Consider the following 25,711-nt stretch of genomic DNA (forward strand, 5'->3'; position numbering starts at 1 on the left):
GACAGACGGGACTTCGGCCCTGGGGGTGGGCTCCGTAGAGCGCGTGGGGACCGTCAGGTCGTCGGGCAGGTCTCCTGCGACGAGCCGAGCGAAGGAAGGTAGGTGCTGGCTGCTGCGATGGTGGCCACCGCGGGTGGGATCTTTCTCGGCAGCATCGATCGAGCACCGGCCGACGCGATCGCCGGGTGCACTGGCTCCGCCGTCTGCGAGGCCGACGCCTCACCTTGCCCGAGGCGCCTCCCGAGTCCCGGGCGGTTCGGGGACGTCGCGCTTGTTGGCTTCTGCAGGCATCGCGACCGGGTCGTCACCCGGACTCAGCACGGGGGCTCGATGCCACAGTCTCGGCAGTGGTCACCGAGCCGGAACCCGATTGCCTTGCCGTCGCCGAGGTGGTGTCGGCACCGCACGTTCTTCGCGGTCCTGCCGGCCCGGAGGCGTATCCCGGCCACACGGGCGTAGCGCGGCCGCGTGACGTGCGGGCTCTGGGGTGTGGCGATGCCGCACCCCAGAGCTCCGCAGTCGCCAAAGCTTGCACGGCGAGGAGCGGTCGCGCTTCCGGCTACTTGACGACCTTGAGGGTCTGCTTCAGCGTCTTGGTCTTCGTCGCAGACCACTTGGAGCTCGTCTTGTAGAGCTTCTTCGGATTGCCGTCGGCGTCGACCGGAGTCACCTTTGCCGAGAACTTCTTGCCAACGATCGGGAGGACCTCGTTGGGGTGCGAGACAAACGAGTCGCCCCAGATGTTTGGTCCCAGGAGGTCGCGCATGTCAGCGTCGTCCCACCAGCCTGCGCGAGCTTGGTAGACGCCGTTGAAGGCCCCCCTGCACTCGAGGAACATGAGCTCGACGTCGTAGCCCTCGACGTTGTTGGTCTCCACGTCGGCGACAGTGCAAGACATCGCAACGGCCTTCGAGCCGTTGGAGACGAGGCTCGTGGAGGTCGACTTCGTCTTGTACTTGACGGTCGTCGTCACCTTGTAGGTGCCCTTCGCGAGCTTGACCGACGTCTTGTTCTTCGCGACGGATGCGCCTCCCTTCGTGACAGACAGCCGCTTGGACGACACCTTGACGTTCTTGCCGGTCTTGACCTTCGGCTTCACGGTCTTGGACTTCGCCCCTGCGAGCTTGACTGTCGGGATCTTGCTGATGGCCACGCTCGTGGGCGATGCGGCCTGCGCGGCCGTCGGGGCGACGAGAACGGCACCAAGCGCGAGGCACATTGTCAGGGCGGCTGCACCAACAGCCCTGCGGGATCGGGGGTTACGAGTCTTCACGGATAACACTCCAGCTGGAACGTAGTTTCGGGGCAGAGGTAAAAGGCGCGGCCAGTCACATGTCGACGCCCGGCCGGCGCACGGACGGATGCCCCGGAAGCGCCCTGCGCGGTCGCTTCCTTGACCTTGTCCGCCAGACACGTATCCGGCTCCTGGCTCGACCGACGCAGCGAACAACTGTTGCGACGCCGCCTCCATCTCTATCGGCGACGACCTCCGGCGGCATGAGCGATCCTCTCGACTTCGCCGCACCGGCCCGATGGAGAGCCGCGCCGCGGGGTGGTGGGCGCTGCCTTGACCGGGCTTGATCGACCCGAACCGCAGTCGGGACGCGCACGTGGCGACGCCACCGCAGAACTGGCGACCGCGTTCAGCAGCTCCTCCGCCGACTGCGACGGCCCGCAGGCCTTCGATGCTCGGGCGGAAGTTAGTCGACCTTCGCCGGTGCGCGGCACGGGTCGGCGGCCGATCGAGGGCTGCCGTACTGACCGATGGGCCGACTTTCTCGCACGGCGGGTGCACGGGCTCACAGCGGCGTCGAGAACCTGGTGGCGTGGTGTGACCAGCAGACGGGAGGTGGGGAACGGCACCCGGAGATGCGCCATTCGGGTGACCGGCTGACGATGGAGGGGGGCGCCGGCAAGGTCGCCGACGCCCCACACCAACCCGAACAACGACGTTCGACTGGGGGTGCACGATGAATGGCAGCTCACGACACGCATGGATCGCCGCAGCAGGAGCCGCGGTGCTTGCGACCGGCCTGGCCGCCAGCGGGGAGCCACGCGGCCACCACGACAGCGGCAAGAGCGACAGCAAGACGGCGAAGAACGTGATCCTCGTCGTCGGCGACGGCCTGAGCATCGCCGCGCGCGAGGCCATCCGGCTGAACACCGTCGGCAAGGACGGCGAGCTGGCGATGGACTCGCTGCGCTACGCGGGCTGGACCCACACCGACTCGCTGGACCCCGACGAGGCCGTCACCGACTCGGCCGCGGGAGGAACCGCGTTCGCCACCGGGGTCCGCACGTACAACGGTGCCGTCTCGGTCGACGTGGACGGCAACTCCGTCAAGACGCTGCTCGAGCACGCCAAGGACCTGCGCAAGGCGACCGGGCTGGTCACGACCGCCCAGGTCACCGACGCGACGCCCGCGGCATTCGGCTCGCACGTGCCCGACCGCGCGGACCAGAGCGAGATCGCGCGCCAGTTCATCGAGGAGACCAAGCCGGACGTGATCCTCGGCGGCGGGGAGGACTGGTGGTACCCGACGGGCGACCCGGGCGCCTACCCGGACGACCCGGCCGACACCCGGCCCGAGGTCAGCCGCAGCGAGATCGGCAACCTCGTCGACCTCGCGGAGGACGAGGGGTACGACTACGTCAACACCGCCGCCCAGCTCAAGGCCACGAAGTCCGACCAGATCCTCGGCCTGTTCGCGAACGAGGAGATGTTCGAGCAGGCGCCGGAGGGCCAGGGCGACGCGTACGCGCCCGTCGTGGCCCTCAAGACCATGACCGGCAAGGCGCTCGACGTGCTGTCCGACAACCACCGTGGCTTCTTCCTGCTCGTCGAGGAGGAGGGAATCGACGAGATGGAGCACGCCAACAACGCGGGCCTGATGCTGAAGGCCGGTCGGGCGCTCGACGACACGGTCGCGCTGATCACGAGCTTCGCCAAGAAGCACCCCGGCACGCTCGTCGTCTTGGTCGGTGACCACGAGACCGGTGGCCTGGCGATCGAGAACGTCGCGTCCGACGACGAGTCCGGCGACCCGGCCAGCACCGTGCCCAGCGTGGTGCAGAGCACCGAGGACGGGCCGTTCGACATCGCCGGGAGCGACCTGCAGTTCACGATCGACTGGACCACCGGTGCGCACAGCGGCGGGGCCACGCCGGTGACGGCGCAGGGCCCGGGTGCGGTCGAGCTTGCGCGCGTGCAGCACAACACCCACGTGTTCGACGTGCTGCTGGACGCGATGCGCGGGCGGAGGTAGGCCCCGCTCAGCTCGACGGGAGCAACGGCTCAAGCCGGTCCGCGAGGTCGTCCGTCAGGGAGTCGACGAACGTCTTCGTCAGGTGCGACGTCGAGCGGTAGGTCAGCACGTTGCCCATGACCGCCGGGCAGGTGCCACCCGGGCAGATGACGTCGTTGAGGTCGACGACGTGCGCTTCGTCGACCCGCTTGGCGGCCCGGGCCTGGACGTCCGCGGTGGGCGTCCGGGCCGGGAACGAGCACTGCGAGACGTCGTGCCGGTGCTCGGCGACGCACTCGTACAGCACGCCCGGCGGTCCGGGGTTGCCGGCGAGCGCGACGACGGTGATCCCGGCGTCGGCGAGCGTCTGCCAGCGACTCGCGAGGGCATCGACCATCGCGTCCCGGCTGTAGTCCGACGACGGGTCGTCGGGGTCGACGAGGGCCTGGTACTCGCGCTGGGTCGTGACGACCACGGCCGGCTTCGCGGCGAGCAGGGCGTCCATCGCGTTGTCGTTCCACGTGCTGCAGTCCGGGAACGGCCTGCCGCGCGGCAGGAGCAGCGCGCCGTCGCTGAACGCGCACGAGCCCTTGATGAGGGTGATCAACCGGACGTGCTCCCGCTGGGCGATGGTGTCGAGGGCGGGCTGCCACTGGGCCGCCTTGGAGTCGCCGACGAGCGCCATCGTCCACGTGCCGTCTGGGTCGCCGTACTCGCAGACCCGGGGCGTGGTCTCGCCGTCGGGGGACTGGCAGTGGTCCGCGTACAGGGCGGGGACGTCCTTCGTGGCTTCGCTCGGGTCGGGCGTGATCGACACCGGGTCGTTCACGAACCAGTCCGCTCCCTCGTCGAGCACGCGCGCGCCGAGCGCGGGTGCCGTGGGGGAGTCCGACGACATCGACGGCAGCACGACGAGCGCCCCGGCCAACGCGCCGACCGCGGTGCACGCGGCACCGATCGCCAGCCCGCGGCGCGCACGGGCCGCGACCCACGTCGACGCGCGCACCGGGGTCTCGACGAACCGGTGGGACAGCCACGCGGGGACCAGCGAGGCCGCGACGACGACGAGCCCCTTCTTGGCACCGAGCTCACCCCACGCCCCCTCGGCCGCGATCAGCACGGGCCAGTGCCAGAGGTACAGCGAGTACGACAGGCCACCGATCCAGACGAGCGGTCGCACGCCCAGGACGCCGGGCCGTGCGGCCGCCGCCCCGCCCACGATCACCGCAGCCGTGGCCAGCACGGGGACGAGCGCGAGCGAGCCCGGCCAGGCCGCGGTGCTCCCGTCGATCAGGAGCGCGGCACCCGCGATCGTGCCGAGCCCGGCCCAGACGAGTGCCCGCGCGAGGCCGGCCGGGAGGCGCGACCAGTGGGCCGCCCCGAGGGCGATCGCGCCGCCGATCGCGAGCTCCCACATCCGCGTCGTCGTGACGAAGAACGCCGGAGCGGGGTCGGCGCCGGTCTTCCAGATGCTGAACGCGAGGGAGGGGATCCCGATCGCCGCGATGCCCGCGGCCATCGCGCCGCGCAGCGGCCACCCGTACCGGCGGGCGGCGACGAGCACGAGCAGGATCACGAGCGGCCAGACGACGTAGAACTGCTCCTCGACCGCCAGCGACCAGAAGTGCTGCACCGGCGAGGGCGCCACACCCTCGGCGAGGTAGTCGACCGAGCGGTCGGCGAGCCGCCAGTTCACGACGTAGAACGCCGCGGCGACCACGTCCCCGCCGAGGATCGCGCGCTGGGTCTGCGGCAGCCAGAGCCAGGTGACGGCGGCCGCCGCGATGAGGACGAGTGCGGTCGCGGGCAGCAGGCGCTTGGCTCGTCGGGCGTAGAAGCCTGACAACGAGAGCCGACCGGTCGACTCGACCTCACGGAGCAGCAGACCCGTGATCAGGAACCCCGAGATCACGAAGAAGATGTCGACCCCGATGAACCCGCCCGGGAGCTGGCGCACGCCCGCGTGGTAGACGAGGACGAGGCCGACGGCGACGGCCCGCAGGCCCTCGATGTCCGGGCGGAAGCGGCCGGACCTTCGCACGCGAGCCGGAGCAGACGGCCGTTCGAGGGCTGCCGTGCTCACGGGCGGACCTCCTGACTCCGCGTGCACGGGCGCACGACGGCGTCGAGAACGTACGGGAGCCAGCGGAACTGCAGGTGAACGGCGGTCGACTCCGGGCCGGCATGCGGGAAACACCGGACGGGACGACAGTGGAAAGTTCGGCTTTCACAGCAGGCACACAAGGAGGTGTTCCCATGGCAAGGATCGGACGACGGACGGCCGCGGTCGGCACGGCGTTCGCACTCGTGCTCGCGGCGGGCGGCAGCGCCCTGGCAGCTGGCACGTCCAGCGAGGACCAGGCGTTGGCCCCGACGCGGCAACCTGCCGCCAAGACGATCGAGCAGAAGGTCAACCGGCTGCTCGCTCGCATGACGACGAAGGAGAAGCTGCAGCAGGTCCAGCTTCTCTCCGACGGCCAGATCACCGACGCCGACGCCAAAGCCGGCGTGGGATCGGTCTTCAGCCTGGTCGACGCCGCACAGATCAACCACTTCCAGCACATCGCGGTCGAGCAGTCGCGGCTGCACATCCCCATCCTGTTCGCCTACGACACGATCCACGGCTACCGCACGATCTTCCCGGTGCCGCTGGGTGCCGCGAGCTCCTTCGACCCCGTCGTCGCGCGGACCGACGCCGCCGTCGGCGCGAAGGAGTCCGCGATCCAGGGCCTCAAGCAGGTGTACAGCCCGATGGTCGACGTCTCGCACGAGCCGAGGTGGGGTCGCATCGTCGAGGGTGCCGGTGAGGACCCCTACCTGGGCTCGGTGTTCGCCGCCGCCCGGGTCAAGGGCACGCAGGGCAGTGACTACAGCGCCCCCGACAAGGTCGTCGCGAGCGTGAAGCACTACGTGGGGTACGGGCAGCCCGAGGGCGGCCGTGACTACAACACCACCGACATCTCCGAGTCGCGGCTCCGCAACCTCTACCTGCCGCCCTTCAAGGCGGCGATCGACGCCGGCGCCGACACGGTGATGTGCTCGTTCAACTCGCTCAACGGCGTTCCCGGCTGTGCGAACAAGTACACCGAGACCGACATCCTGAAGAAGGAGTGGGGCTTCGACGGCTTCATCGAGAGCGACTACACCGCCGTCGCCGAGCTGCGCGCCTGCCCTCCGGTCAAGCCGGACGACGGGCCGTGCGGGCACGGCATCGCCGCCGACGGTCCCGACGCCGGGGCCGCCGCCCTGATGGCGGGCACCGACTCGGAGATGGTCAGCACCTACCTGCGCGACTACGGCACGCAGCTGCTCAGCGACGGGATGATCTCGATCTCCCGCCTCAACGACGCGGTGAAGCGGATCCTGCGCGTCAAGTTCCGCGCCGGGCTGTTCGACCACCCGTACGTCGACGTGACCAAGGCCAGCGACCCCGCGAGCTACGGCAAGCCGGCCGACCTGGCGAAGGCCCGCTCGGCCGCAGCCCGGTCGATGGTGCTGCTCAAGAACGGCGGCGGCGCGCTGCCGCTCGACGCCACCAAGTCGACGGCCCTGATCGGCCCGTTCGGTCAGACGGTCGACGAGATGCTCGGCCCCTGGTCGGGACGCGGCGCCGACGACCTCGCCCCGAAGTTCGTCACCCTGTTCGACGGCCTCAAGGCGGCCAGCTCGGGCGCGGTGACCTACACCGCGGCGTGCAACCTCGCGCACAACTTCGACCCGCCGAACAACGCCGTCCCGCCGATCACCCCGGACGACGAGGTGTGCGCCGGCCCTGGCGTCGACGGCACGACGATCGCGGACGCCGTCGCGGCGGCCAACGACGCCGACCAGGTGGTCCTCGCCCTCGGCGAGAGCGGCTTCATGAGCGGCGAGTCCAACGCCCGCAGCTCGCTCGACCTGCCGGGTCACCAGGAGGAGCTGCTCGACGCGGTCGCGGCGACCGGCAAGCCGGTGGTCGTCGTGCTCTTCAACGGTCGCCCGCTCGACCTGACGGGCGTCGTCGACAAGCCGGCGGCGATCCTCGAGGCCTGGTTCCCGGGCACCGAGGGCGGCAACGCCGTGGCCGACGTGCTCTACGGCAAGGTCAACCCGGGCGGCAAGCTCCCCGTGACGTTCCCGCGGGGCGTGGGCACGGTGCCGACCTACTACAACCACGAGCCGTCGGGCCGCCCGTGCGACACGACGTTCAAGTGGAACGCGCGCTACCGCGACCAGGACACCTGCGCTCCGCTCTTCGAGTTCGGCTACGGGCTCAGCTACACGACGTTCGACGTCTCGAAGCTGACCCTCAACCGGTCGAGCGTCAGCCGCAACGGGCAGGTTTCCGTGTCGATGGTCGTCAAGAACACCGGCGACGTCGCAGGTGACGACGTCGCGCAGCTGTACATCCACGACCCCGTCGCGAGCCTGTCCCAGCCGGTGCGCCGGCTGCGCGGGTTCGAGCGGGTGACGCTCGCACCGGGGGAGTCGCAGAAGGTGACGTTCACGCTCGACAAGAGCGACTTCGGGTTCTACGACAACCGCGGGAAGTTCGTCGTGGAGCCGGGGGAGATCCAGGTGTTCGGCGGGGACTCGTCGAGCGCGACGCTGACGAAGTCGTTCACCGTGAAGCCGTGACTTCCTGAGGACGCCGCGGCTTCCGCTTCGGCGGGAGCCGCGGCGTTCCTAGCTCATGCGCCGCTCGGACGCTTCGCGTACTGGCTCGTACGCGGGGAGCTTCGCCGCATGGCCAGCTGTGACTTGGGCGTAGAGCAATCTGCAGGTGCGGGTCGGAGGATGCCCTACGGGTATCAATTTCCGACCCTCAGTGAACCCCGTCCCTTTCGGCGCGGAATCGAAATCGGGCACGCTATTCGCGTGTGATGAGGTCCTCAATCGCACCAAGGACCATCCGGACTTCGGCGGGAACATCTGCGGCAGGCACTGCCTTAGCAAGCGAGTGAATGTTCAGCGTCCGGGCGCCACGGCCTTGTAGTCTCGAGTTCAGCAGGCGAATTGATAACTTAGCATCCACGATGCGCAATTTGCCCTCGATGCTCGCCCATTCCGCGTTAAACTCCTCGACGGCAGCGCTAAGGAGCGTCTTTGGCGCCCTACCCGCTGCTTTCGTCCCCTTAAGCGCCTTCTCCTCAATGCGTGCAGTCTGCAACGCTAGCATTGCTTCTGATTTGCCCTCCTCAAGCGTCTCGGCGAGCAAATCCTGCGCGGCTCCAAGTGGAATCCCGGCGACCTTTGCTATCGCACTTGGAACTAGCAGATAGTTCTCAAGTTCGCGCCGCTTCCAGAGATGCACCTTTGCGCCGGCCTTTTCAAGCGTCGCGATTTCGCGACTGCGCACTTCGGTGCTACGCAAGTCGCCATCGAGCAGCACGTAGGTTCGGACCTGGGTCCCGAGAGCATGCATGGTCTCGGCAAATGCGCCCGCAACTGAATTGCGGCTAAACCCGCCGAGCGGCACGGTGGCATAAGAGTCCGATGACGCGACGGCCATTAGTCCGACGCGTCGCGCAAGGTGCGCCAAGATTGGGGCGTCATCTCCCTCGACGAAGAGTGTGGTCCTACTCCTGAGCGCCCTGCCCACGCCGAGCTCGTAACCACTCCCGAGGCGCCTGCCCATGAGCGCCAGTGCGCCGTCGCCCTTCGGCCTCTCCGCCGACCGCCTCGATCTATCGATCCAGGCGGCGCTCCCTGGCTCGGCTTCAGCAAGCATCTCGATGCTGTGGGTTGCAAGTATCGTCTGCTGGCTGCCAGAAAAGAGCGTGCGGGCCAGCCTCCGCTGAAGGTCCGGATGAAGAAACACGTCGGGCTCGTCGAGAATCGCGACCGTCGCGTTTCGGTTTGACCAAAGGTGATATAGAGCCTGTAGCCAAATCTGTATTCCGTCACCCGCCCATCCTATTTCACGCTCGCGCCGATTTCCCTCTTCCTTGTAGAAGAGGTCGAAATCGTCATCGGGTGTACCGATTGCGCGATGTAGTTCGAGATCACTAATCTCCGGGGTCCGTTCGTAAACGTACGACGTAAACTCGATCCACTCGTCGGTTTGTAAGCGATAAAGAGCATTGCGGAAGTATCGACTCGATCGTCGGCTCGTTCGATTTCGACGCAGTGTTTCGTCGCTCACGAAGGCTTCGCGATCGTCCAGCGGTGTCAACGTCGGCACCACCGCGATCTCAGGCACGAGGTCTCGGGCGGCGGTCCTGGGGGCGATCAACGGTCCGCCGTCAGGAGGGAACACGAAGTAGGTGCCCTGAGGTGGTCGCTCGCCATCATCGAGGTCACGCACACGGGGCCAGGATGCGACGAGACGAACACCATTGCTCACGGTCGCCTCGACCCGGGTTTCGTCAGGTCGGAAGTCGTGTCTGATGTTCTCGTCCGAGAACGATGAGGCTTCGACTGCGGCAGTCGTAATTGGCCACCCGCGCTGCATTCGTCCCTCGATTTCACCCGTTCCGTTCGGGTGGATGCGTCTCGCCTGCGGAATCATCGCTGCGAGGAGGCGCAGGGCGCCTAGGGCCGTGGATTTGCCGGCATTATTTGCTCCGATCAACACATTGCCCGACCTGAAAGTGATCGTGTGATTCGCAAAGCCCTTGTAGTTGACGAGCTTCAGTGACCTGAGAGTAGGGTTTGACATTTGCGGGCACCTTTGCTCGGTCAGGTCGTCTTGTCACGCTCTCAGAGCACGCGCGTTTCACGTGGACGTGACCCGTATGCGCTCCGGTGGCCAACTTCTTACACGCTCCGAATTCGCTCACTTCTCATGGTTCGCATCGGTCGGTGGCCCTAAGGACTTGAGCGGCGATGGTGATGAACTGGTGATCTGGTGGCTCGGCGGAGACGTTCTCAAGGGTCAGCTTCGGAGCGGTGGGCGGGAGGTGTCGGTCCGTCGGAGGAGTTCCTAGTGCTCGCTCTTGATCACGAAGTACGAGCCGCGGATCGTCCCCGCGAGCTTCGACTTCTGCCGCGCGAACTTGAACGCGGAGAGCTCGTCGGGAACCTCCATGCCGTCGGACAGCTTGAACCCGACCGCGCGCTTGCCGCCGGCCTCGAGCGCGTACAGCACGTTGATCGACAGCCCGGACTCGTAGAACACGTAGGCCCACCGGTGCCCGTCGACGACGAACTCGGTCGCCTCGAGCGGGGGCGAGGCGATCACCATGTCGCGCTCGGACGCGAGGACCTCGTGCACCCAGTCGACGGTCTCCCGGGCCGCGGACGCGGGCTGGGTCGTGAACACGTGGTCGTACTTGTTCTTGAAGTAGCGCGCCTCGTTGGCGCGCAGCCCGGCGAGGGCGTCGGCAACAGGTGAGGACTCGAGCCCGACCGTGGACACCTCGGTGAAGTCGACGACGTACGACACGTGAACCCCCAGATCCGAAGCGGACACCGAAGAAACTAGACCCTGCGGGCCAGCTCCGTGGCTGCGGCGCGGATGGCGCGGAGGAACGTCGCGGGGTCCTGGCCCTGGGCGAACGTCACGGCCAGGCCGGCGACCGGGTGGCCCGTGCGGTCGCGGACCGCGACGGCGATCGACGCGAAGCCGGGGGTCACGTCGCCGTGCTCCTCGGCCCAGCCGTCGCGGCGCACCTCGGTGAGGATCGTGCGGAGCTCCGAGAGCTTCTGCGGCCCGATGCCGGTGCGGTCGACGAAAGCCTCGCGCGACGGGAACAGGGCCCGGACCTGCGCGGACGGGAGGTCGGCCAGGATCGCGCGGCCGCTGGCCGTGAGGTGGGCGGGGAGGCGGACGCCGACGTCGGTCACCAGCACCGGGCGGCCCGCGGCGCGCTCCTCGACGACGTACAGGACGTCGCGGCCGTGCAGGACCGCCAGGTGGGCGCTCTCGCCGACCTGGTCGACGAGGCGCGCGAGCACCGGTCGGGCGGCGCGGGCCAGCGGCGCCTGGCGGGAGTAGGCGGAGCCGAGCTCGAACGCCGCGAGGCCGAGGCCGTAGCGGCGCTCCTCAGGGAGGTGGACGACGAAGCCGTGCTCCGTGAGGACGGTGAGCAGGTGGTACGTCGTCGAGCGGGGCAGGTCCAGGGCGGTGGCCAGCGAGGCCGCGGGCAGGGGGCCTGTGCGGGACAGGTGGCGCAGGAGGCGCAGGGTGGCGTCCGCGGCGGGAACCGAGCTCATCGAGCACCTCCGGCAACGTCTGGGATACCAGACGGTATCGCGCGCCGGGGTCTTCGGGAGGAGCGGGGCGGAGCGGTGTCATGAACCATGGACACCAGCACAGCGACGGTCGTCGTCGGCACCGGGCCCGTCACCATCGACGAGGTCGTCGCGGTCGCGCGGCACGGCGCGGGTGTCCGCCTCTCGGAGGAAGCGCTGGCCGCCATCGCTGCCGGCCGGGAGGTCGTCGACCGCCTCGCCGCCGACACCCAGCCGCACTACGGCATCTCCACCGGCTTCGGCGCCCTGGCCACCGTCTCGATCCCGGCCGAGCGACGCCGCGACTTGCAGCGCAGCCTCGTGCGCTCGCACGCGGCCAGCACCGGGCCGGAGGTCGAGCGCGAGGTGGTCCGCGCGCTCATGCTGCTGCGGCTGTCGACCCTCGCGACCGGCCGCACCGGCGTCCGGGTCGAGGTCGCGACCGCCTACGCCGCGATGATCGACGCCGGCGTCACGCCGGTCGTCCGCGAGTACGGGTCGCTCGGCTGCTCGGGCGACCTCGCCCCGCTGGCGCACTGCGCGCTCGCGCTGATGGGCGAGGGGGAGGTCCGCGACGCCGCGGGGACGCTGACCACCCCGACCCAGGCGGGGCTGACGCCCGTGACCCTCACCGAGAAGGAGGGGCTCGCGCTCATCAACGGGACCGACGGCATGCTCGGCATGCTGGCGCTCGCGCTGCACGACCTCGACACGCTCCTGACCAGCGCGGACGTCGCCGCGGCGATGTCCGTCGAGTCGCTGCTCGGCACCGACGCGGTGTTCGCGGCCGACCTGCAGGGGCTGCGGCCGCATCCCGGCCAGGCGGTCTCCGCCGCGAACATCCGGGCCGTGCTGGCTGGTTCGGGCATCATGGCGAGCCACAAGACGCCCGAGTGCACCCGCGTGCAGGACGCCTACTCGCTGCGCTGCGCCCCGCAGGTGCACGGGGCGGCGCGCGACACGGTCGCGCACGCGCGCGCCGTCGCGGAGAGGGAGCTGACGGCCGCCGTCGACAACCCCGTCATCACCCCCGACGGCCGCGTCGAGTCCAACGGCAACTTCCACGGCGCCCCGGTCGCCTACGTGCTCGACTTCCTCGCGATCGCCGCCGCCGACGTCGCGAGCATGTCCGAGCGCCGCACCGACCGGTTCCTCGACGTCGCCCGCAACCACGGGTTGCCGCCGTTCCTCGCGCACGACCCCGGCGTCGACTCCGGCCTGATGATCGCGCAGTACACCGCGGCCGGGCTCGTCTCGGAGATGAAGCGGCTGGCCGTGCCGGCGAGCGTCGACTCGATCCCGTCGTCGGCCATGCAGGAGGACCACGTCTCGATGGGGTGGCACGCGGCCCGCAAGCTGCGCCGGTCCGTCGACGCGCTGACCCGGGTCATCGGCATCGAGATCCTCACCGCCGCGCGCGCGATCGACCTGCGGGCGCCGCTGCAGCCGTCACCCGTCACCGGGGGTGTCCGCGACCTGCTGAGGGCGCGCGGGATCCCCGGCCCCGGGCCCGACACCTACCTCTCGCCCGACCTCGAGACCGCCTCCGACGCCGTCCGCGAAGGAGCCGTCGCCGCACTGCTAGGAGCTCGCGCATGACCGGTCCCCGCCCCGTCCGCGCCCCGCGCGGCACCACCCTGACCGCCCGCAGCTGGCAGACGGAAGCGCCGCTGCGCATGCTCATGAACAACCTCGACGCCGAGGTCGCCGAGCGGCCCGACGACCTGGTCGTCTACGGCGGCACCGGCAAGGCCGCGCGGTCGTGGGACGCGTACGACGCGATCGTCCGGACGCTGACCACGCTCGGCGACGACGAGACGCTGCTCGTCCAGTCGGGCAAGCCCGTCGGCGTGCTCAGGACGCACGAGTGGGCGCCGCGGGTCCTGATCGCCAACTCGAACCTCGTCGGCGACTGGGCGACGTGGCCCGAGTTCCGCCGGCTCGAGCAGCTCGGGCTGACGATGTACGGGCAGATGACGGCCGGCTCGTGGATCTACATCGGCGCGCAGGGCATCCTGCAGGGCACCTACGAGACGCTGGCCGCCGTCGCTGCGAGCAAGTTCGGCGGGACGCTCGCCGGCACGTTGACCGTGACCGGCGGCTGCGGGGGCATGGGCGGCGCGCAGCCCCTGGCCGTGACGCTCAACGGCGGCGCGTGCCTCATCGTCGACGTCGACGGCGACCGCCTGCACCGGCGGGTGCGCGAGCGCTACCTCGACCGCGTCGCTGGCAGCCTCGACGAGGCGATCGCGCTGGTCACGGCCGCGAAGCACGCCAGGCAGGCGCTGTCCGTCGGCGTCGTCGGCAACTCCGCCGAGGTACTCCCGGAGCTGCTCCGGCGCGGCGTCGAAGTCGACGTCGTCACCGACCAGACGTCCGCGCACGACCCGCTGTCCTACCTGCCCGTAGGAGTCGACGTGGCGGACTGGGCGGACTACGCCGCGGCCAAGCCCGAGGAGTTCACCGACCGCGCGCGCGAGTCGATGGCGCGGCACGTCGAGGCGATGGTCGGCTTCATGGACGCCGGCGCCGAGGTGTTCGACTACGGCAACTCGATCCGCGACGAGGCCCGCCAGGGCGGCTACGACCGAGCCTTCGACTTCCCCGGCTTCGTGCCCGCCTACATCCGGCCGCTGTTCGCGGAGGGCAGGGGGCCGTTCCGGTGGGCGGCCCTTTCCGGCGACCCACGCGACATCGCCGTCACCGACCAGGCCGTGCTCGACCTGTTCCCCGAGAACGATCACCTGCACCGCTGGATCCGCGCGGCGCAGGACCGCGTCGCGTTCCAGGGGCTCCCGGCGCGCATCTGCTGGCTCGGGCACGGGGAGCGGGACGTCGCGGGGCTGAAGTTCAACGAGCTCGTAGGGTCGGGCGCCGTGACGGCGCCGCTCGTCATCGGCCGCGACCACCTCGACGCCGGCTCGGTCGCGTCGCCGTACCGCGAGACCGAGGGCATGGCCGACGGGTCCGACGCGATCGCCGACTGGCCGCTGCTCAACGCGCTCGTCGCCGCGTCGTCGGGCGCCACCTGGGTGTCGATCCACCACGGCGGCGGCGTCGGCATGGGGCGCTCGATCCACGCCGGGCAGGTCTCGGTGGCTGATGGCACCGACCTGGCCGCGCGCAAGCTCGCGCGCGTCCTGTCGAACGACCCCGGGATGGGCGTCCTGCGGCACGTCGACGCCGGTTACCCGCGGGCCGACGAGGTCGCGGCGGCCAACGGGCTGCGCATCCCGATGCGCGAGGGCGACGAGTGACGTTCGCCAGCACGTGGGCCGACCTCGCTCCGGTGGGCCGCACCGACGACGGCGGCTACCGCCGGTTCGCGTGGACCGCTGAGGACCACACCCTGCGCGAGTGGTTCGCGGGGGAGGCCTCGTCGCGCGGCCTCGACCTGGTCACCGACCGGGCCGGCAACCAGTGGGCGTGGTGGGGCGATCCCGACGACACGCCGGGCGTCGTCACCGGCAGCCACCTCGACTCGGTGCCCGGCGGGGGCGCGTTCGACGGACCGCTCGGGGTGGTCAGCGCCTTCGCGGCGCTCGACGACCTGCGCGCGCGTGGGATCACGCCCGCACGCCCGCTCGGCATCGCGAACTTCGTCGACGAGGAGGGCGCCCGCTTCGGCGTCGCCTGCGCCGGCTCGCGTCTCATCACGGGCGTCCTCGACGCGGACCGGGCGCGCGGCCTGCGCGACGCCGACGGGGTCACGATGGCCGACGCACTGCGCGCGGCCGGTCGGGATCCCGACGAGCTGGGTCGCGACGACGAGGCGCTGCGGCGGATCGCGTCGTTCGTCGAGCTGCACGTCGAGCAGGGGCGCGGGCTGGTGCACAGCGGCGACGCCTTGGGCGTCGGGCGGATGATCTGGCCGCACGGGCGCTGGCGGGTCGAGCTGCGCGGCGAGGCCAACCACGCCGGCACCACCCCGCTCGCCGACCGGCGCGACCCGATGCTCGACCTCGCGGCGTTCGTCGGGCACGTCCGTGCGGCCGCGCTGGAGCACGGCGCACTGGCGACCGTCGGCAAGCTGCGCGTGGACCCGAACGGCGTCAACGCGATCCCGTCGCTGGTGACGGCCTGGCTCGACGTCCGCGCGGAGTCCGAGGCTGCGGTTCGCGCGGTGCTCTCGGCCCTCGCCGGGTACGGCCCAGCGCAGGAGTCGTGGACGCCGGTCACCGTGCTCGACGCCGACCTCGCGGACACCGTCGTCGACGCGCTCGGCGGCTCGCCGCGGCTGAGCACGGGCGCGGGCCACGACGCCGGCATCCTCGCGGCGGCCGGCATCCCGACGGCGATGCTCTTCGTCCGCAACCCGTCCGGCATCTCGCACGCCCCGGCCGAGGACGCCGACGAGGCCGACTGCCTCGCGGGCATCGATGCGCTCGCCGCGACGCTGGAACGGTTGCTCGCGTGACGAACTACTGGGCCGCGCAGGCGTGGCTCCCGAGCGGCCTGGCGTCCGACGTCCGACTCACTACGGCCGACGGCCGGTTCACCTCGGTCGCGCCCGGGGCAGCGCCCGAGCCCGGTGACCATCGTCTGCCCGGCGTCGTCCTGCCCGGCTTCGCCAACACGCACTCGCACGCGTTCCACCGCGCGCTGCGCGGCCGGACGCACGACGACGGCGGCACGTTCTGGACCTGGCGTGAGCGGATGTACGCGCTCGCGGCCACCCTCGCGCCGGACACCTACCTCGACCTCGCGCGCGCGACCTACGCCGAGATGGTGCTCGCCGGGGTCACGGCCGTGGGGGAGTTCCACTACCTGCACCACGCGCCGGGCGGCACGCCGTACGACGACCCGAACGTCATGGCCGAGGCGCTGCGCACCGCCGCGCGCGAGGCCGGCCTGCGCCTCACGCTGCTCGACACCGCGTACCTGACCGGCGGGATCGACGCCCCGCTCCAGGGAGCACAGCTGCGGTTCGGGGACGCCGACGCCGACGCGTGGGCCGCCCGCGTCGCCGCGATCCGGCCCGACGAGACCCTCACCGTCGGCGCCGCGATCCACTCCGTGCGCGCGGTCCCGCTCGACGACCTGCCGCGCATCACCGCTCACGCCACGGGCCGGCCGCTGCACGTGCACCTCTCCGAGCAGCGCCTCGAGAACGAGCAGGCCCTCGCCACGTTCGGTGCGACGCCGACGCGCGTCCTGGCCGACGCCGGCGCCCTCGGCCCCGCGACGACGGCCATCCACGCCGTGCACCTCACGCCCGAGGACATCGCCACGCTCGGCTCGACCCGGACCGGCATCTGCCTGTGCCCGTCCACCGAGCAGGACCTCGGCGACGGCATCGCACCCGGCGCGGCCCTGCGTGCCGCGGGGGCACGGCTGTCGGTCGGCAGCGACCAGCACGTGCGGACGGACCTGCTGGCCGAGGCGGCGACGGTCGAGCTGCATGAGCGCCTCGCGGGACAGACGCGCGGCGTGCTGAGCCCCGCCGCCCTCGTCGACCTGCTGACCACCGGCGGCCACACGAGCCTGGGCGACCCGACGGGCGGCCGCCTCGCGCCCGGAGCGCCCGCCGACCTCGTCGCCATCCGCACCGACACCCCGCGCACCGCCGGCGCCGACCCGAGCCAGCTCGTGCTCGTCGCGGGCAGCGCCGACGTCGACACGGTCGTCGTCAACGGCGTCGTGCGTGTCGAGGGCGGTCGGCACGTCCTGGGCGACGTCGGCGCGATGCTGGGCACGGCGATCCGCGCCGCGTGGGAGGAGACCCGATGACGTCGCACCTGGTCACGGGCATCGGCGAGCTCGTCACGCACGACCCGCGCTTCGACGGTCCGCTGCTCGACGCCGCGCTCGTCGCCGTGGACGGGCGCATCGCGTGGGTCGGGCCGGCCGCCGAAGCGCCCGCGGCGGATCGTCGGACGGACCTATCCGGCGCGGCCGTCGTGCCCGGGTTCGTCGACTCCCACACGCACCTCGTCTTCGCGGGCGACCGCGCGGCCGAGTTCGAGTCCCGCATGGCCGGCACGCCGTACACGGGCGGCGGCATCGCGACGACGGTCGCCGCGACCCGGGCCGCGACCGACGACGAGCTGCGCACGCGCCTGCGGTCGCTGGCCGACGAGGCGCGCGCGCAGGGCACCACCACGATCGAGATCAAGAGCGGCTACGGCCTGGACGTCGACACCGAGGTGCGCCTGCTCCGCCTGGCCCGCGAGGTCACCGACGAGACCACGTTCCTCGGCGCCCACGTCGTCCCGGCCGGCATCGACCGCGACGACTACCTCGCGCTGGTCACGGGGGAGATGCTCACCGCCTGCGCGCCGCACGCCCGCTGGGCCGACGTGTTCTGCGAACCCGCCAGTCCCGTCGCGTTCGACGGCGACGAGGCGCGCGCGGTCCTCGTCGCTGCCCGGGCGGTCGGACTGGGGCTGCGCGTGCACGGAAACCAGCTCGGCCCTGGCCCGGGCGTGCAGCTCGCCGTCGAGCTCGGCGCGGCGAGCGTCGACCACTGCACGTGTCTCACCGACGCCGACGTCGCGGCACTCGCCGACGGTGACACCGTCGCCACCCTGCTGCCCGGCGTCGAGTTCTCGACCCGCTCGCCCTACCCGGACGCGCGCAGGCTCCTGGACGCTGGGGCCGAGGTCGCGCTGGCGAGCGACTGCAACCCCGGGACCTGCTTCTCGACGTCGATGCCGCTGATGATCGCGCTCGCCGTCCGCGAGATGGGGATGACGATCGCGGAGGCCGTGCGCGCGGCCACACTCGGCGGCGCGCACGCGCTTCGCCGCGACGACCTCGGGCACCTGCGCGTGGGCGCCCGGGCCCACCTGGCCGTGCTCGACGCGCCGAGCCACCGCCACCTCGCCTACCGCCCGGGCGTCCCGATCGCGCGCGGCGTCTCGCTGTAGCCGGCCCCATCCCGCCGCACTTGTGACAGGAGTGCGCTCCTGAGGCGGCTGCGAGGCAACTCGAGTGCACTCGCGTCACAAGTGCGGCGGGATTGGTCGACGGAGCTCCCGACTCGGCGCGAGCGGCACGAAGCGAACGCGCGGCCCGCACCGGTGGAACCGGACTCTTGACACGAATCGGACACCGGGACCTATCGTGGGGGTACTGCAATAACGCAGGGATACTTACTAATCCAGCGCAGGGAGAACCCCCCATGCTCCGTCCCCGCCGGTTGTGCATGGTCGCCGCGGTCGCACTCGGTCTGACCGCGGCCCTCGTCGTCCCGCAGTCCGCGCAGGCTTCATCGTCGAAGCCGTCGCCAGACGCCCCCAAGAAGGTCGTGACCGCCTACTTCGCCGACTGGAACGTCTACGGCCGCGGCTACTACGTCAAGGACATCCCCGCCGACAAGCTCAACGTCATCCAGTACGCGTTCGGCGTGCCGAACTACAACGAGGCGACCGGGGCCGCGAGCTGCGACGTGCTCGACCCGTGGGCCGACTACCAGCAGGTCTACTGGGGCCCGGAGAACACGGTCGACGGTGTCGCCGACGACCCGAGCAACCCGGACCAGCACCTGTTCGGCAACTTCAACCAGCTGCGCAAGCTCAAGGCCGCCAACCCGGACCTCAAGGTGGAGATCTCGCTCGGCGGCTGGACCAAGTCGACGTGGTTCTCGACGCTCGCCTCGACGCCTGAGCTGCGCAAGTCGTTCGTCTCGTCGTGCATCGACACGTTTATCAAGGGCAACCTGCCGGGCGGCGGCTGGCCCGAGAACGCCGGGGGAGACGGCGCCGCGGCGGGGATCTTCGACGGCATCGACATCGACTGGGAGTACCCGACCCAGGTGGCGGGCGGCAACGTGAACGTCGGCCCCGCCGACCGGCACAACGCGACGCTGCTCGCCGCGGAGTTCCGCAAGCAGCTCGACGCGTACGGCAAGACAACCGGCAAGCACTACCTCCTCACCGCGGCGCTGCCGGCGGCGACGAGCGCGACCAAGTACTTCGAGCTCAAGGAGATCTCGAAGTACTTCGACTGGGACAACGTGATGACGTACGACTTCAACGTCGCCAGCGGCCCCAAGGCGTCGCCGAACACGCTGTTCACGCCCGACCCGCGCGACCCCAACGCCAAGAACCTCACGTGGAACACGAGCGGCACCGTGGCGTACTACCTGCTCAAGGGCGTGCCGGCGAGCAAGATCGTCGTGGGCGTCCCGTTCTACGGTCAGCAGTACCTGCGCACGTCGACGAAGAACGACGGGCTGTACTCGGCGTTCGACAACACCGGCACGGACTCGAACTCGCTGGTCGTCGACGTCGCACCGCAGCCGACCTACCACGCGCTGGTCGACGAGGGCGGGTACGTGAACTCGGCCGGCACGGTCGGCGCCAAGGGCTACCAGGCGCTCTGGAACCCGTGGGCCGGTGAGCCGTACCTGTTCAACCCGGCCGCGGAGCACCCGAACCTGACGACCGGCGCGGCGACGGTGCCGACCGTCATCGCGTACTCGAGCCCCAAGTCGATCGGGGAGCGGACCAAGCTCATCAAGGCGCTGAACCTGCGCGGCGCGATGGCGTGGGAGATCAGCCAGGACTCGAACGACCACGCGCTGATCAGCGCGCTGTCGCCGATCCTCAAGTAGGGCCGGGAGCGGGGCCGTCCGTCACGGGGCGGCCCCGCTCAGCTGCACCGTGAGCGGCACCTCGGAGGTCGCGGCCACGACGTCGGCGACCGACACCCCGGGCGCGCACTCGCGCAGGACCAGGCCGCCGGGCGTCACGTCGAGCACGGCCAGGTCGGTGATGATCCGGTCGACGACCCCGACGCCGGTCAGCGGCAGCGAGCACTCCGGCAGGATCTTCGCCGACCCGTCGCGCGCCACGTGCTCCATCAGCACGACGATCCGTTGCGCCCCGTGCACCAGGTCCATCGCGCCGCCCATGCCCTTGACCATCTTCCCGGGGATCATCCAGTTGGCGATGTCCCCGCCCGACGAGACCTGCATCGCGCCCAGGATCGCGACGTCGACCTTGCCGCCGCGGATCATCGCGAACGACAGCGCGGAGTCGAAGAACGACGCCCCCGGCGCGACCGTGATCGTCTCCTTGCCGGCGTTGATGAGGTCCGGGTCGACGTCGGCCGACGCCGGGTACGGCCCGGTGCCGAGCACGCCGTTCTCCGACTGCAGCACGAGCTCGACGCCCGGCGGCACGTAGTTCGGCACGAGGGTCGGCAGGCCGATCCCCAGGTTCACGTAGGACCCGTCGACCAGCTCGAGGGCCGCCCGCATCGCCATCTGCTCGCGCGTGAGGCTCATGAGACCGTCCTCCGCTCGATCCGCTTGTCGCTCGCCTCGGCCGGCGTCAGGGGAAGCACCCGGTCGACGAAGATGCCCGGCAGGTGGATCGCGTCGGGGTCGAGCGAGCCGACGGGAGCGAGGGTCTCGACCTCCGCGATCGTCACCGCGCCGGCCGCGGCGCACAGCGGGTTGAAGTTCCGGGCGGACGCGTGGAACACCAGGTTCCCCTGCCGGTCGCCGGCCGCGGCGCGCACGAGCGCGTAGTCCGCGGTGATCGCCTCCTCGCGTACGAACTCGTGCGGGACGCCTCGCACCTCGAACGTCTCGACCGGCTTGGGCGGTGAGGCGACGACGACCGAGCCGTCGGCGCCGTACCGCCACGGAAGCCCGCCGGAGGCCACCAGCGTGCCGACGCCCGTGCGTGTGTAGAAGGCCGCGATGCCGCTCCCACCTGCACGAAGACGTTCGGCCAGCGTGCCCTGGGGCGTGAGCTCGACCTCGAGCTCGCCGGCCAGGTACTGGCGCGCGAACTCCTTGTTCTCGCCCACGTACGAGGCGATGATGCGCCGGATGCGACCGGCCTGCAGCAGCAGGCCGAGCCCCCAGTCGTCCACCCCGCAGTTGTTGCTGACGACCTCCAGGTCCGTCGCGCCGGAGTCGAGCAGAGCGTGGATCAGCACGCTCGGGATACCGCACAAGCCGAATCCACCGACCGCGAGGGTCGCCCCGTCGGGGATGTCGGCGACCGCCTCGACGGCGGACTGGACGACCTTGTCCATCACTGCCTCCTTCGACGAGGTCATTGTGCGCCGACGTGTCGAGGCTCGCGCCAGGGCAGGCGCGGGGATACGTTGGCCGGACATCAGGCAATGGGGCCTAGCTTCACAAGAGCGACGGCTCCGCCACCCAGACGGAGCGAAACATGTTGCGTTCAGATGTGTCACCCGGCCGCGCCCTGCCCGCCAGAGCCCCCAGCGCCGACGATCTCGTCCAGCTCGTGACGCCCGACGGCGTGCGTCACCCGGACCCCGTGCACGACGTCGTGATCGCCGACGTCGACGACGAGCAGCTGACCGACCTCTACGAGGACATGGTCGTCGTACGCCGCTTCGACACCGAGGCGGTCGCCCTCCAGCGGCAGGGGCAGATCGGCCTGTGGCCGCCGCTGCTCGGCCAGGAGGCCGCGCAGGTCGGCTCGGCTCGCGCGCTGCGCGCCGACGACTTCGTGTTCACCAGCTACCGCGAGAACGGCGTCGCGTACTGCCGCGGTGCGCAGCCGACCGACCTCGTGCGCGTCTGGCGCGGGACGGCCCTGACCGGCTGGGACCCGCGCAGCATCGGGATGGCGACGCCGCAGGTGATGGTCGGCGCGCAGACCCTGCACGCGACCGGGTACGCGCTGGGCTGCGCGAAGGACGGCGTCGACTCGGTCGCGGTCGCGTACTTCGGCGACGGCGCGACGAGCAAGGGCGACGTGCACGAGGCGATGGTCTTCGCCGCGAGCCTGGCGGCGCCGGTCATCTTCTTCTGCCAGAACAACCAGTGGGCGATCTCCGAGCCGGTCGGCCTGCAGGCGCAGCGCCCGATCGCCGACCGGGCGCCCGGGATGGGGATCCCCAGCATCCGCGTCGACGGCAACGACGTCCTCGCGGTCCTGGCCGCCACGCGCATCGCGCTCGACCGCGCGCGCCGCGGCGACGGCCCGACGTTCATCGAGGCCGTCACGTACCGGATCGGCCCGCACACGACGTCCGACGACCCGAAGCGCTACGTCGACGCGGCCGACGAGGCGCAGTGGGCGGCCAAGGACCCGATCGCCCGCCTGGAGCGGCTGCTGCACGCGCGCGGCGCGTTGTCCGACGAGCGGGCGAGCCGGATCACCGCGAAGGCCGACGCGTTCGCCACGGCGATGCGCGACGGCTGCTACGGCCTGACCGACCCGGGTCCGCTGGGCCTGTTCGACGACGTCTTCGTCGAGCGGACGCCGTCGCTCGAACGGCAGCGCAGCGAGCACGCCGCGTACCTCGCGATGTTCGAGGGGGGCGAGGAGTGATGGCCACCATGACCCTCGTCGGCGCCCTGAACTCCGGCTTGCGACGCGCGCTCGACGACGACCCGACCGTGGTGCTCCTCGGCGAGGACATCGGCCGGCTCGGGGGAGTGTTCCGCGTGACCGACGGCCTGCAGCGCGACTTCGGGGCCGACCGCGTGATGGACGCGCCGCTCGCCGAGGCCGGGATGATGGGCGTGGCCGTCGGGCTCGCCTACCGGGGGTTCCGGCCGGTCGTCGAGATCCAGTTCGACGGCTTCGTCTACCCCGCCCTCGACCAGCTGGTGACGCAGGTGGCGCGCATCCACTACCGGACCGCCGGCGCGGTGCGCATGCCGATCACGGTCCGCATCCCGTACGGCGGCGGGATCGGCGCGGTCGAGCATCACTCCGAGTCGCCCGAGGCGTACTTCGCCCACACGCCGGGCTTGCGCGTGGTCACCTGCGCGAACCCGCAGGACGCGCACACGATGATCCGCCAGGCGATCGCGTGCGACGACCCCGTCGTCTTCCTCGAGCCCAAGCGGCGCTACTGGGTCAAGGGCGAGGTCGACGAGGACCTCGCCCTGGACCCGCCGCTCGACCGGGCCCGCGTCGTGGTCGAGGGCGCCGACGTCACTCTGGCCGCCTACGGGCCGCTCGTCGTGACGGCCCGGGACGCCGCGCTCGCGGCGCTCGACGAGGGTCTCTCGGTCGAGGTCGTCGACCTGCGCTCGCTGGCCCCGCTGGACCTCGACACGCTCGAGGCGTCCGTCCGCAAGACCGGCCGGCTCGTCGTCACGCACGAGGCGCAGCGCACCGGCGGGCTCGGCGCGGAGATCGCCGCGAGCATCACCGACCGGTGCTTCGACGTCCTGAGGGCCGCTCCCGTGCGCGTGACCGGCTTCGACACGCCGTATCCCGCGTCGAAGGTCGAGGACCACTTCCTGCCGGACCTCGACCGGCTGCTCGACGCGGTCGACCGCGTGATGGGCAGAGCGCACTCGCTGACCGGCTGGAGGGCGTCATGATCCGCACGATCACGCTGCCCGACCTGGGTGAGGGACTGACCGAGTCCGACCTGGTCGAGTGGACGGTCGCGGTGGGGGACACGGTCACGCTCAACCAGGTGGTCGCCGAGGTGGAGACCGCGAAGGCCTTGGTGCAGCTGCCCTCCCCGTACGCCGGGGTGGTGGCCGAGCTGCTGGTCGCGGCCGGCGCGACCGTGCCGGTGGGTGCCCCGCTGATGACGATCACGGTCGACGAGCCGAGCGTCGTGCCCGACGGCGCAGGACCACTCGTGGAGGACGCCGCCGACGAGCCCGCGAAGGCGCCTGAGCGGACCGCGGTCCTCGTCGGGTACGGGCCGCTCGTCGAGGCCTCGTCCCGGCCGCGGCGCCGGGAACGGTCGGCGGCCTGGGTGGCCGCGCACGTGGTTGACGCGGTTGCCCTCGCCGGCCGACCGATCGGCCCACGCGTCCTGCCGCCGGTCCGCAAGCTCGCGCACGACCTCGGCGTCGACCTGAACCGGATGGAGGGGACCGGCAAGGACGGGCTGATCACGCGCGAGGACGTCCTGCACGTCGTCTCGGGCGACCGCTCCGCGCCGGTGGCGGGCCGCAACGCACCCGCGCGCCCGGCGCCCGTGCGCAGCGTGTCCGCGCGCCCGCCCCTGTCCCCGCCGCGGGTCACGACGTCGCAGGGATCGACCCGCGAGCGGCGTACCGCCGTCACCGGCGTCCGCAAGCAGACCGCCGCCGCGATGGTGACCAGCGCGTTCACCGCCCCGCACGCCTCGACGTCGGTCACGGTCGACGTCACGCCCGCCCTCGAGCTGCTCGAGCACCTGCGTGCCGACCGCGCGATGGCCGGGCACCGGCTCACGATCCTCACGCTCGTCGCCAAGGCCGTGACGATCGCGATCGGACGCAACCCGTCACTCAACGCGCACTGGGACGAGAAAGCCGGGGAGATCGTCGAGTACGCCTACGTGAACCTCGGCATCGCGGCGGCCACCGCGCGAGGGCTGCTCGTCCCGAGCATCAAGGACGCCGACGGGCTCCGGCTCCCGGCCCTGGCTGACGCGATCGACGCGCTCACCGAGGCCGCCCGGGCGGGCACGACGACGCCCGCCGACCTCGCGGGCGGGACGATCACGATCACCAACATCGGCGTGCTCGGCGTCGACACCGGGACCCCGATCCTCGTGCCCGGGCAGGCGGCGATCCTCGCGATGGGCGCGATCCGGCGACGGCCCTGGGAGCTCCAGGACGAGATCGCGCTCCGGCACGTGATGACGCTGAGCGTCTCGTTCGACCACCGCCTCGTCGACGGCGCCGAGGCGGCGCACTTCCTCACCGACGTCGCGGGGGTCCTCGCCCGGCCCGGGACGGTGCTGAGCCTGGTCTGACTACGGCCGGCCCAGGGCGGCCAGCGCCATCTCCTCCAGCAGCGCCCGGGTCCGGGACGCCGTCACCGACCGGGCGCTGTGCGGGGTCGAGTTGAGCAGGCCGAAGGTGGCCTGCGCGCGCATCCGCAGCTCGGCGCGCTCGGTCGTCGGGCCGAGCCGGTGCAGCACGTCGACCCACAGGTCCACGTAGCGGCGCTGCAGGGCGCGCACGGACTCGCGGTCCTGCGGGGACAGCGCCGCCAGGTCGCGGTCCTGCACGCGGATGACGTCGGGGTCGCGCAGGGCGAAGTCGACGTGGAAGCGCACGAGGGCCGCCAAGGCGGAGGCGTCGTCGGCCGCGGCGTCCACCACGGCGCGGCCCCCCGCGAGCAGCCCCTCGCTCACGCCCACGAGCAGCGCCGCGAGCACGGCCTGCTTGCTGGCGAAGTGCCGGTAGACGGCCGGCCCGCTCACGCCGACGGACGCCCCGAGGTCCTCGATCGACACGCCGTCGAACCCGCGGGCGGCGAAGAGCCGGCCGGCCGACGAGAGCAGCGCGTCGCGGCGCTCGGCCTTCGCGCGGCCACGCGCGGTGGGCAGGACCTCGGCGCTCATCGGGCTCCTTCGTGGACAACGCGGTGGGAGAACTGTAGCCTCCTTTCAGTTAGTGATCCCTAACT

At 71.2% G+C, this 25,711-nt stretch carries 19 protein-coding genes; 11 read left to right on the forward strand and 8 right to left on the reverse strand.

All coding sequences use genetic code 11. From position 1 onward, the window contains the following. Positions 1 to 559 precede the first annotated feature (559 nt). Complete coding sequence (locus EDF34_RS08120) at positions 560 to 1,219, reverse strand: hypothetical protein (protein ID WP_233575272.1); 660 nt, start codon at positions 1,217 to 1,219, stop codon at positions 560 to 562. A gap of 799 nt (positions 1,220 to 2,018) precedes the next feature. On the opposite strand from EDF34_RS08120, the gene EDF34_RS08125 reads away from it, so the two are divergent. Next, positions 2,019 to 3,266, forward strand: a complete 1,248-nt coding sequence (locus EDF34_RS08125; protein WP_233575273.1) for an alkaline phosphatase — start codon at positions 2,019 to 2,021, stop codon at positions 3,264 to 3,266. Between the two features lie 7 nt (positions 3,267 to 3,273). On the opposite strand, the gene EDF34_RS08130 is transcribed toward EDF34_RS08125, so the two are convergent. After that, the gene (locus tag EDF34_RS08130; RefSeq protein ID WP_233575274.1) at positions 3,274 to 5,328 is read right to left on the reverse strand and encodes an acyltransferase family protein; all 2,055 of its coding nucleotides are present in this window, start codon (positions 5,326 to 5,328) and stop codon (positions 3,274 to 3,276) included. A gap of 173 nt (positions 5,329 to 5,501) precedes the next feature. Between EDF34_RS08130 and bglX the strand changes: the two genes are divergently transcribed. Further along, a complete protein-coding gene (gene bglX, locus EDF34_RS08135) occupies positions 5,502 to 7,862 on the forward strand; it encodes a beta-glucosidase BglX (protein ID WP_123370876.1) in 2,361 nt (786 codons plus the stop codon). A 232-nt stretch (positions 7,863 to 8,094) separates the two neighbouring features. Here bglX and EDF34_RS08140 read toward each other — a convergent pair whose 3' ends face one another. From EDF34_RS08140 to EDF34_RS08150, 3 genes are all read right to left on the reverse strand, one after another. Further along, a complete protein-coding gene (locus tag EDF34_RS08140) occupies positions 8,095 to 9,885 on the reverse strand; it encodes an ATP-dependent endonuclease (protein ID WP_123370877.1) in 1,791 nt (596 codons plus the stop codon). A 264-nt stretch (positions 9,886 to 10,149) separates the two neighbouring features. Next, complete coding sequence (locus EDF34_RS08145) at positions 10,150 to 10,611, reverse strand: phage tail protein (RefSeq protein WP_123370878.1); 462 nt, start codon at positions 10,609 to 10,611, stop codon at positions 10,150 to 10,152. Between the two features lie 35 nt (positions 10,612 to 10,646). After that, positions 10,647 to 11,381 carry an IclR family transcriptional regulator gene (locus tag EDF34_RS08150; protein ID WP_123370879.1) on the reverse strand — a complete coding sequence of 245 codons (735 nt, stop codon included), beginning with the start codon at positions 11,379 to 11,381 and terminating at the stop codon, positions 10,647 to 10,649. A gap of 87 nt (positions 11,382 to 11,468) precedes the next feature. Between EDF34_RS08150 and hutH the strand changes: the two genes are divergently transcribed. From hutH to EDF34_RS08180, 6 genes are all read left to right on the forward strand, one after another. Continuing rightward, positions 11,469 to 12,998 carry a histidine ammonia-lyase gene (gene hutH / locus EDF34_RS08155; RefSeq protein ID WP_123370880.1) on the forward strand — a complete coding sequence of 510 codons (1,530 nt, stop codon included), beginning with the start codon at positions 11,469 to 11,471 and terminating at the stop codon, positions 12,996 to 12,998. Beyond that, the gene (gene hutU, locus EDF34_RS08160; protein WP_123370881.1) at positions 12,995 to 14,656 is read left to right on the forward strand and encodes a urocanate hydratase; all 1,662 of its coding nucleotides are present in this window, start codon (positions 12,995 to 12,997) and stop codon (positions 14,654 to 14,656) included. Before hutH ends, hutU begins: the two co-directional genes overlap by 4 nt. Beyond that, on the forward strand, positions 14,653 to 15,816 hold the full coding sequence (locus EDF34_RS08165) for an allantoate amidohydrolase (RefSeq protein ID WP_123370882.1): 1,164 nt from the start codon (positions 14,653 to 14,655) through the stop codon (positions 15,814 to 15,816). Before hutU ends, EDF34_RS08165 begins: the two co-directional genes overlap by 4 nt. Further along, the gene (locus EDF34_RS08170; protein ID WP_123370883.1) at positions 15,813 to 17,129 is read left to right on the forward strand and encodes a formimidoylglutamate deiminase; all 1,317 of its coding nucleotides are present in this window, start codon (positions 15,813 to 15,815) and stop codon (positions 17,127 to 17,129) included. The genes EDF34_RS08165 and EDF34_RS08170 overlap by 4 nt, the downstream gene beginning before the upstream one ends. Next, positions 17,126 to 18,268, forward strand: coding sequence for an imidazolonepropionase (gene hutI / locus EDF34_RS08175; RefSeq protein ID WP_123370884.1), 1,143 nt, complete (start codon positions 17,126 to 17,128; stop codon positions 18,266 to 18,268). The genes EDF34_RS08170 and hutI overlap by 4 nt, the downstream gene beginning before the upstream one ends. A gap of 254 nt (positions 18,269 to 18,522) precedes the next feature. Continuing rightward, positions 18,523 to 19,956: a glycoside hydrolase family 18 protein gene (locus tag EDF34_RS08180; protein WP_123370885.1), complete on the forward strand. Its 1,434-nt coding sequence runs from the start codon at positions 18,523 to 18,525 to the stop codon at positions 19,954 to 19,956. A gap of 21 nt (positions 19,957 to 19,977) precedes the next feature. Here EDF34_RS08180 and EDF34_RS08185 read toward each other — a convergent pair whose 3' ends face one another. After that, entirely contained in the window at positions 19,978 to 20,631 is a 654-nt protein-coding gene (locus EDF34_RS08185) for a 3-oxoacid CoA-transferase subunit B (protein ID WP_123370886.1), read from the reverse strand. Further along, positions 20,628 to 21,392 carry a CoA transferase subunit A gene (locus EDF34_RS08190; protein WP_123370887.1) on the reverse strand — a complete coding sequence of 255 codons (765 nt, stop codon included), beginning with the start codon at positions 21,390 to 21,392 and terminating at the stop codon, positions 20,628 to 20,630. The genes EDF34_RS08185 and EDF34_RS08190 overlap by 4 nt, the downstream gene beginning before the upstream one ends. Positions 21,393 to 21,535: 143 nt before the next feature. Between EDF34_RS08190 and pdhA the strand changes: the two genes are divergently transcribed. From pdhA to EDF34_RS08205, 3 genes are read left to right on the forward strand one after another with little or no spacing between them, the layout of a single operon-like run. Beyond that, on the forward strand, positions 21,536 to 22,666 hold the full coding sequence (gene pdhA / locus EDF34_RS08195) for a pyruvate dehydrogenase (acetyl-transferring) E1 component subunit alpha (RefSeq protein WP_123370888.1): 1,131 nt from the start codon (positions 21,536 to 21,538) through the stop codon (positions 22,664 to 22,666). Then, entirely contained in the window at positions 22,666 to 23,673 is a 1,008-nt protein-coding gene (locus tag EDF34_RS08200; RefSeq protein ID WP_123370889.1) for an alpha-ketoacid dehydrogenase subunit beta, read from the forward strand. The genes pdhA and EDF34_RS08200 overlap by 1 nt, the downstream gene beginning before the upstream one ends. Further along, positions 23,670 to 25,052 carry a dihydrolipoamide acetyltransferase family protein gene (locus tag EDF34_RS08205; RefSeq protein ID WP_123370890.1) on the forward strand — a complete coding sequence of 461 codons (1,383 nt, stop codon included), beginning with the start codon at positions 23,670 to 23,672 and terminating at the stop codon, positions 25,050 to 25,052. Before EDF34_RS08200 ends, EDF34_RS08205 begins: the two co-directional genes overlap by 4 nt. Here EDF34_RS08205 and EDF34_RS08210 read toward each other — a convergent pair whose 3' ends face one another. Next, positions 25,053 to 25,646 (reverse strand): TetR/AcrR family transcriptional regulator, encoded by a 594-nt coding sequence (locus EDF34_RS08210; protein WP_123370891.1) that lies wholly within the window; start codon positions 25,644 to 25,646, stop codon positions 25,053 to 25,055. It lies immediately after the preceding gene. Between the last annotated feature and the right edge of the window lie 65 nt (positions 25,647 to 25,711).

This window comes from Cellulomonas sp. PhB150 (assembly GCF_003755175.1).
GTDB lineage: Bacteria > Actinomycetota > Actinomycetes > Actinomycetales > Cellulomonadaceae > Cellulomonas.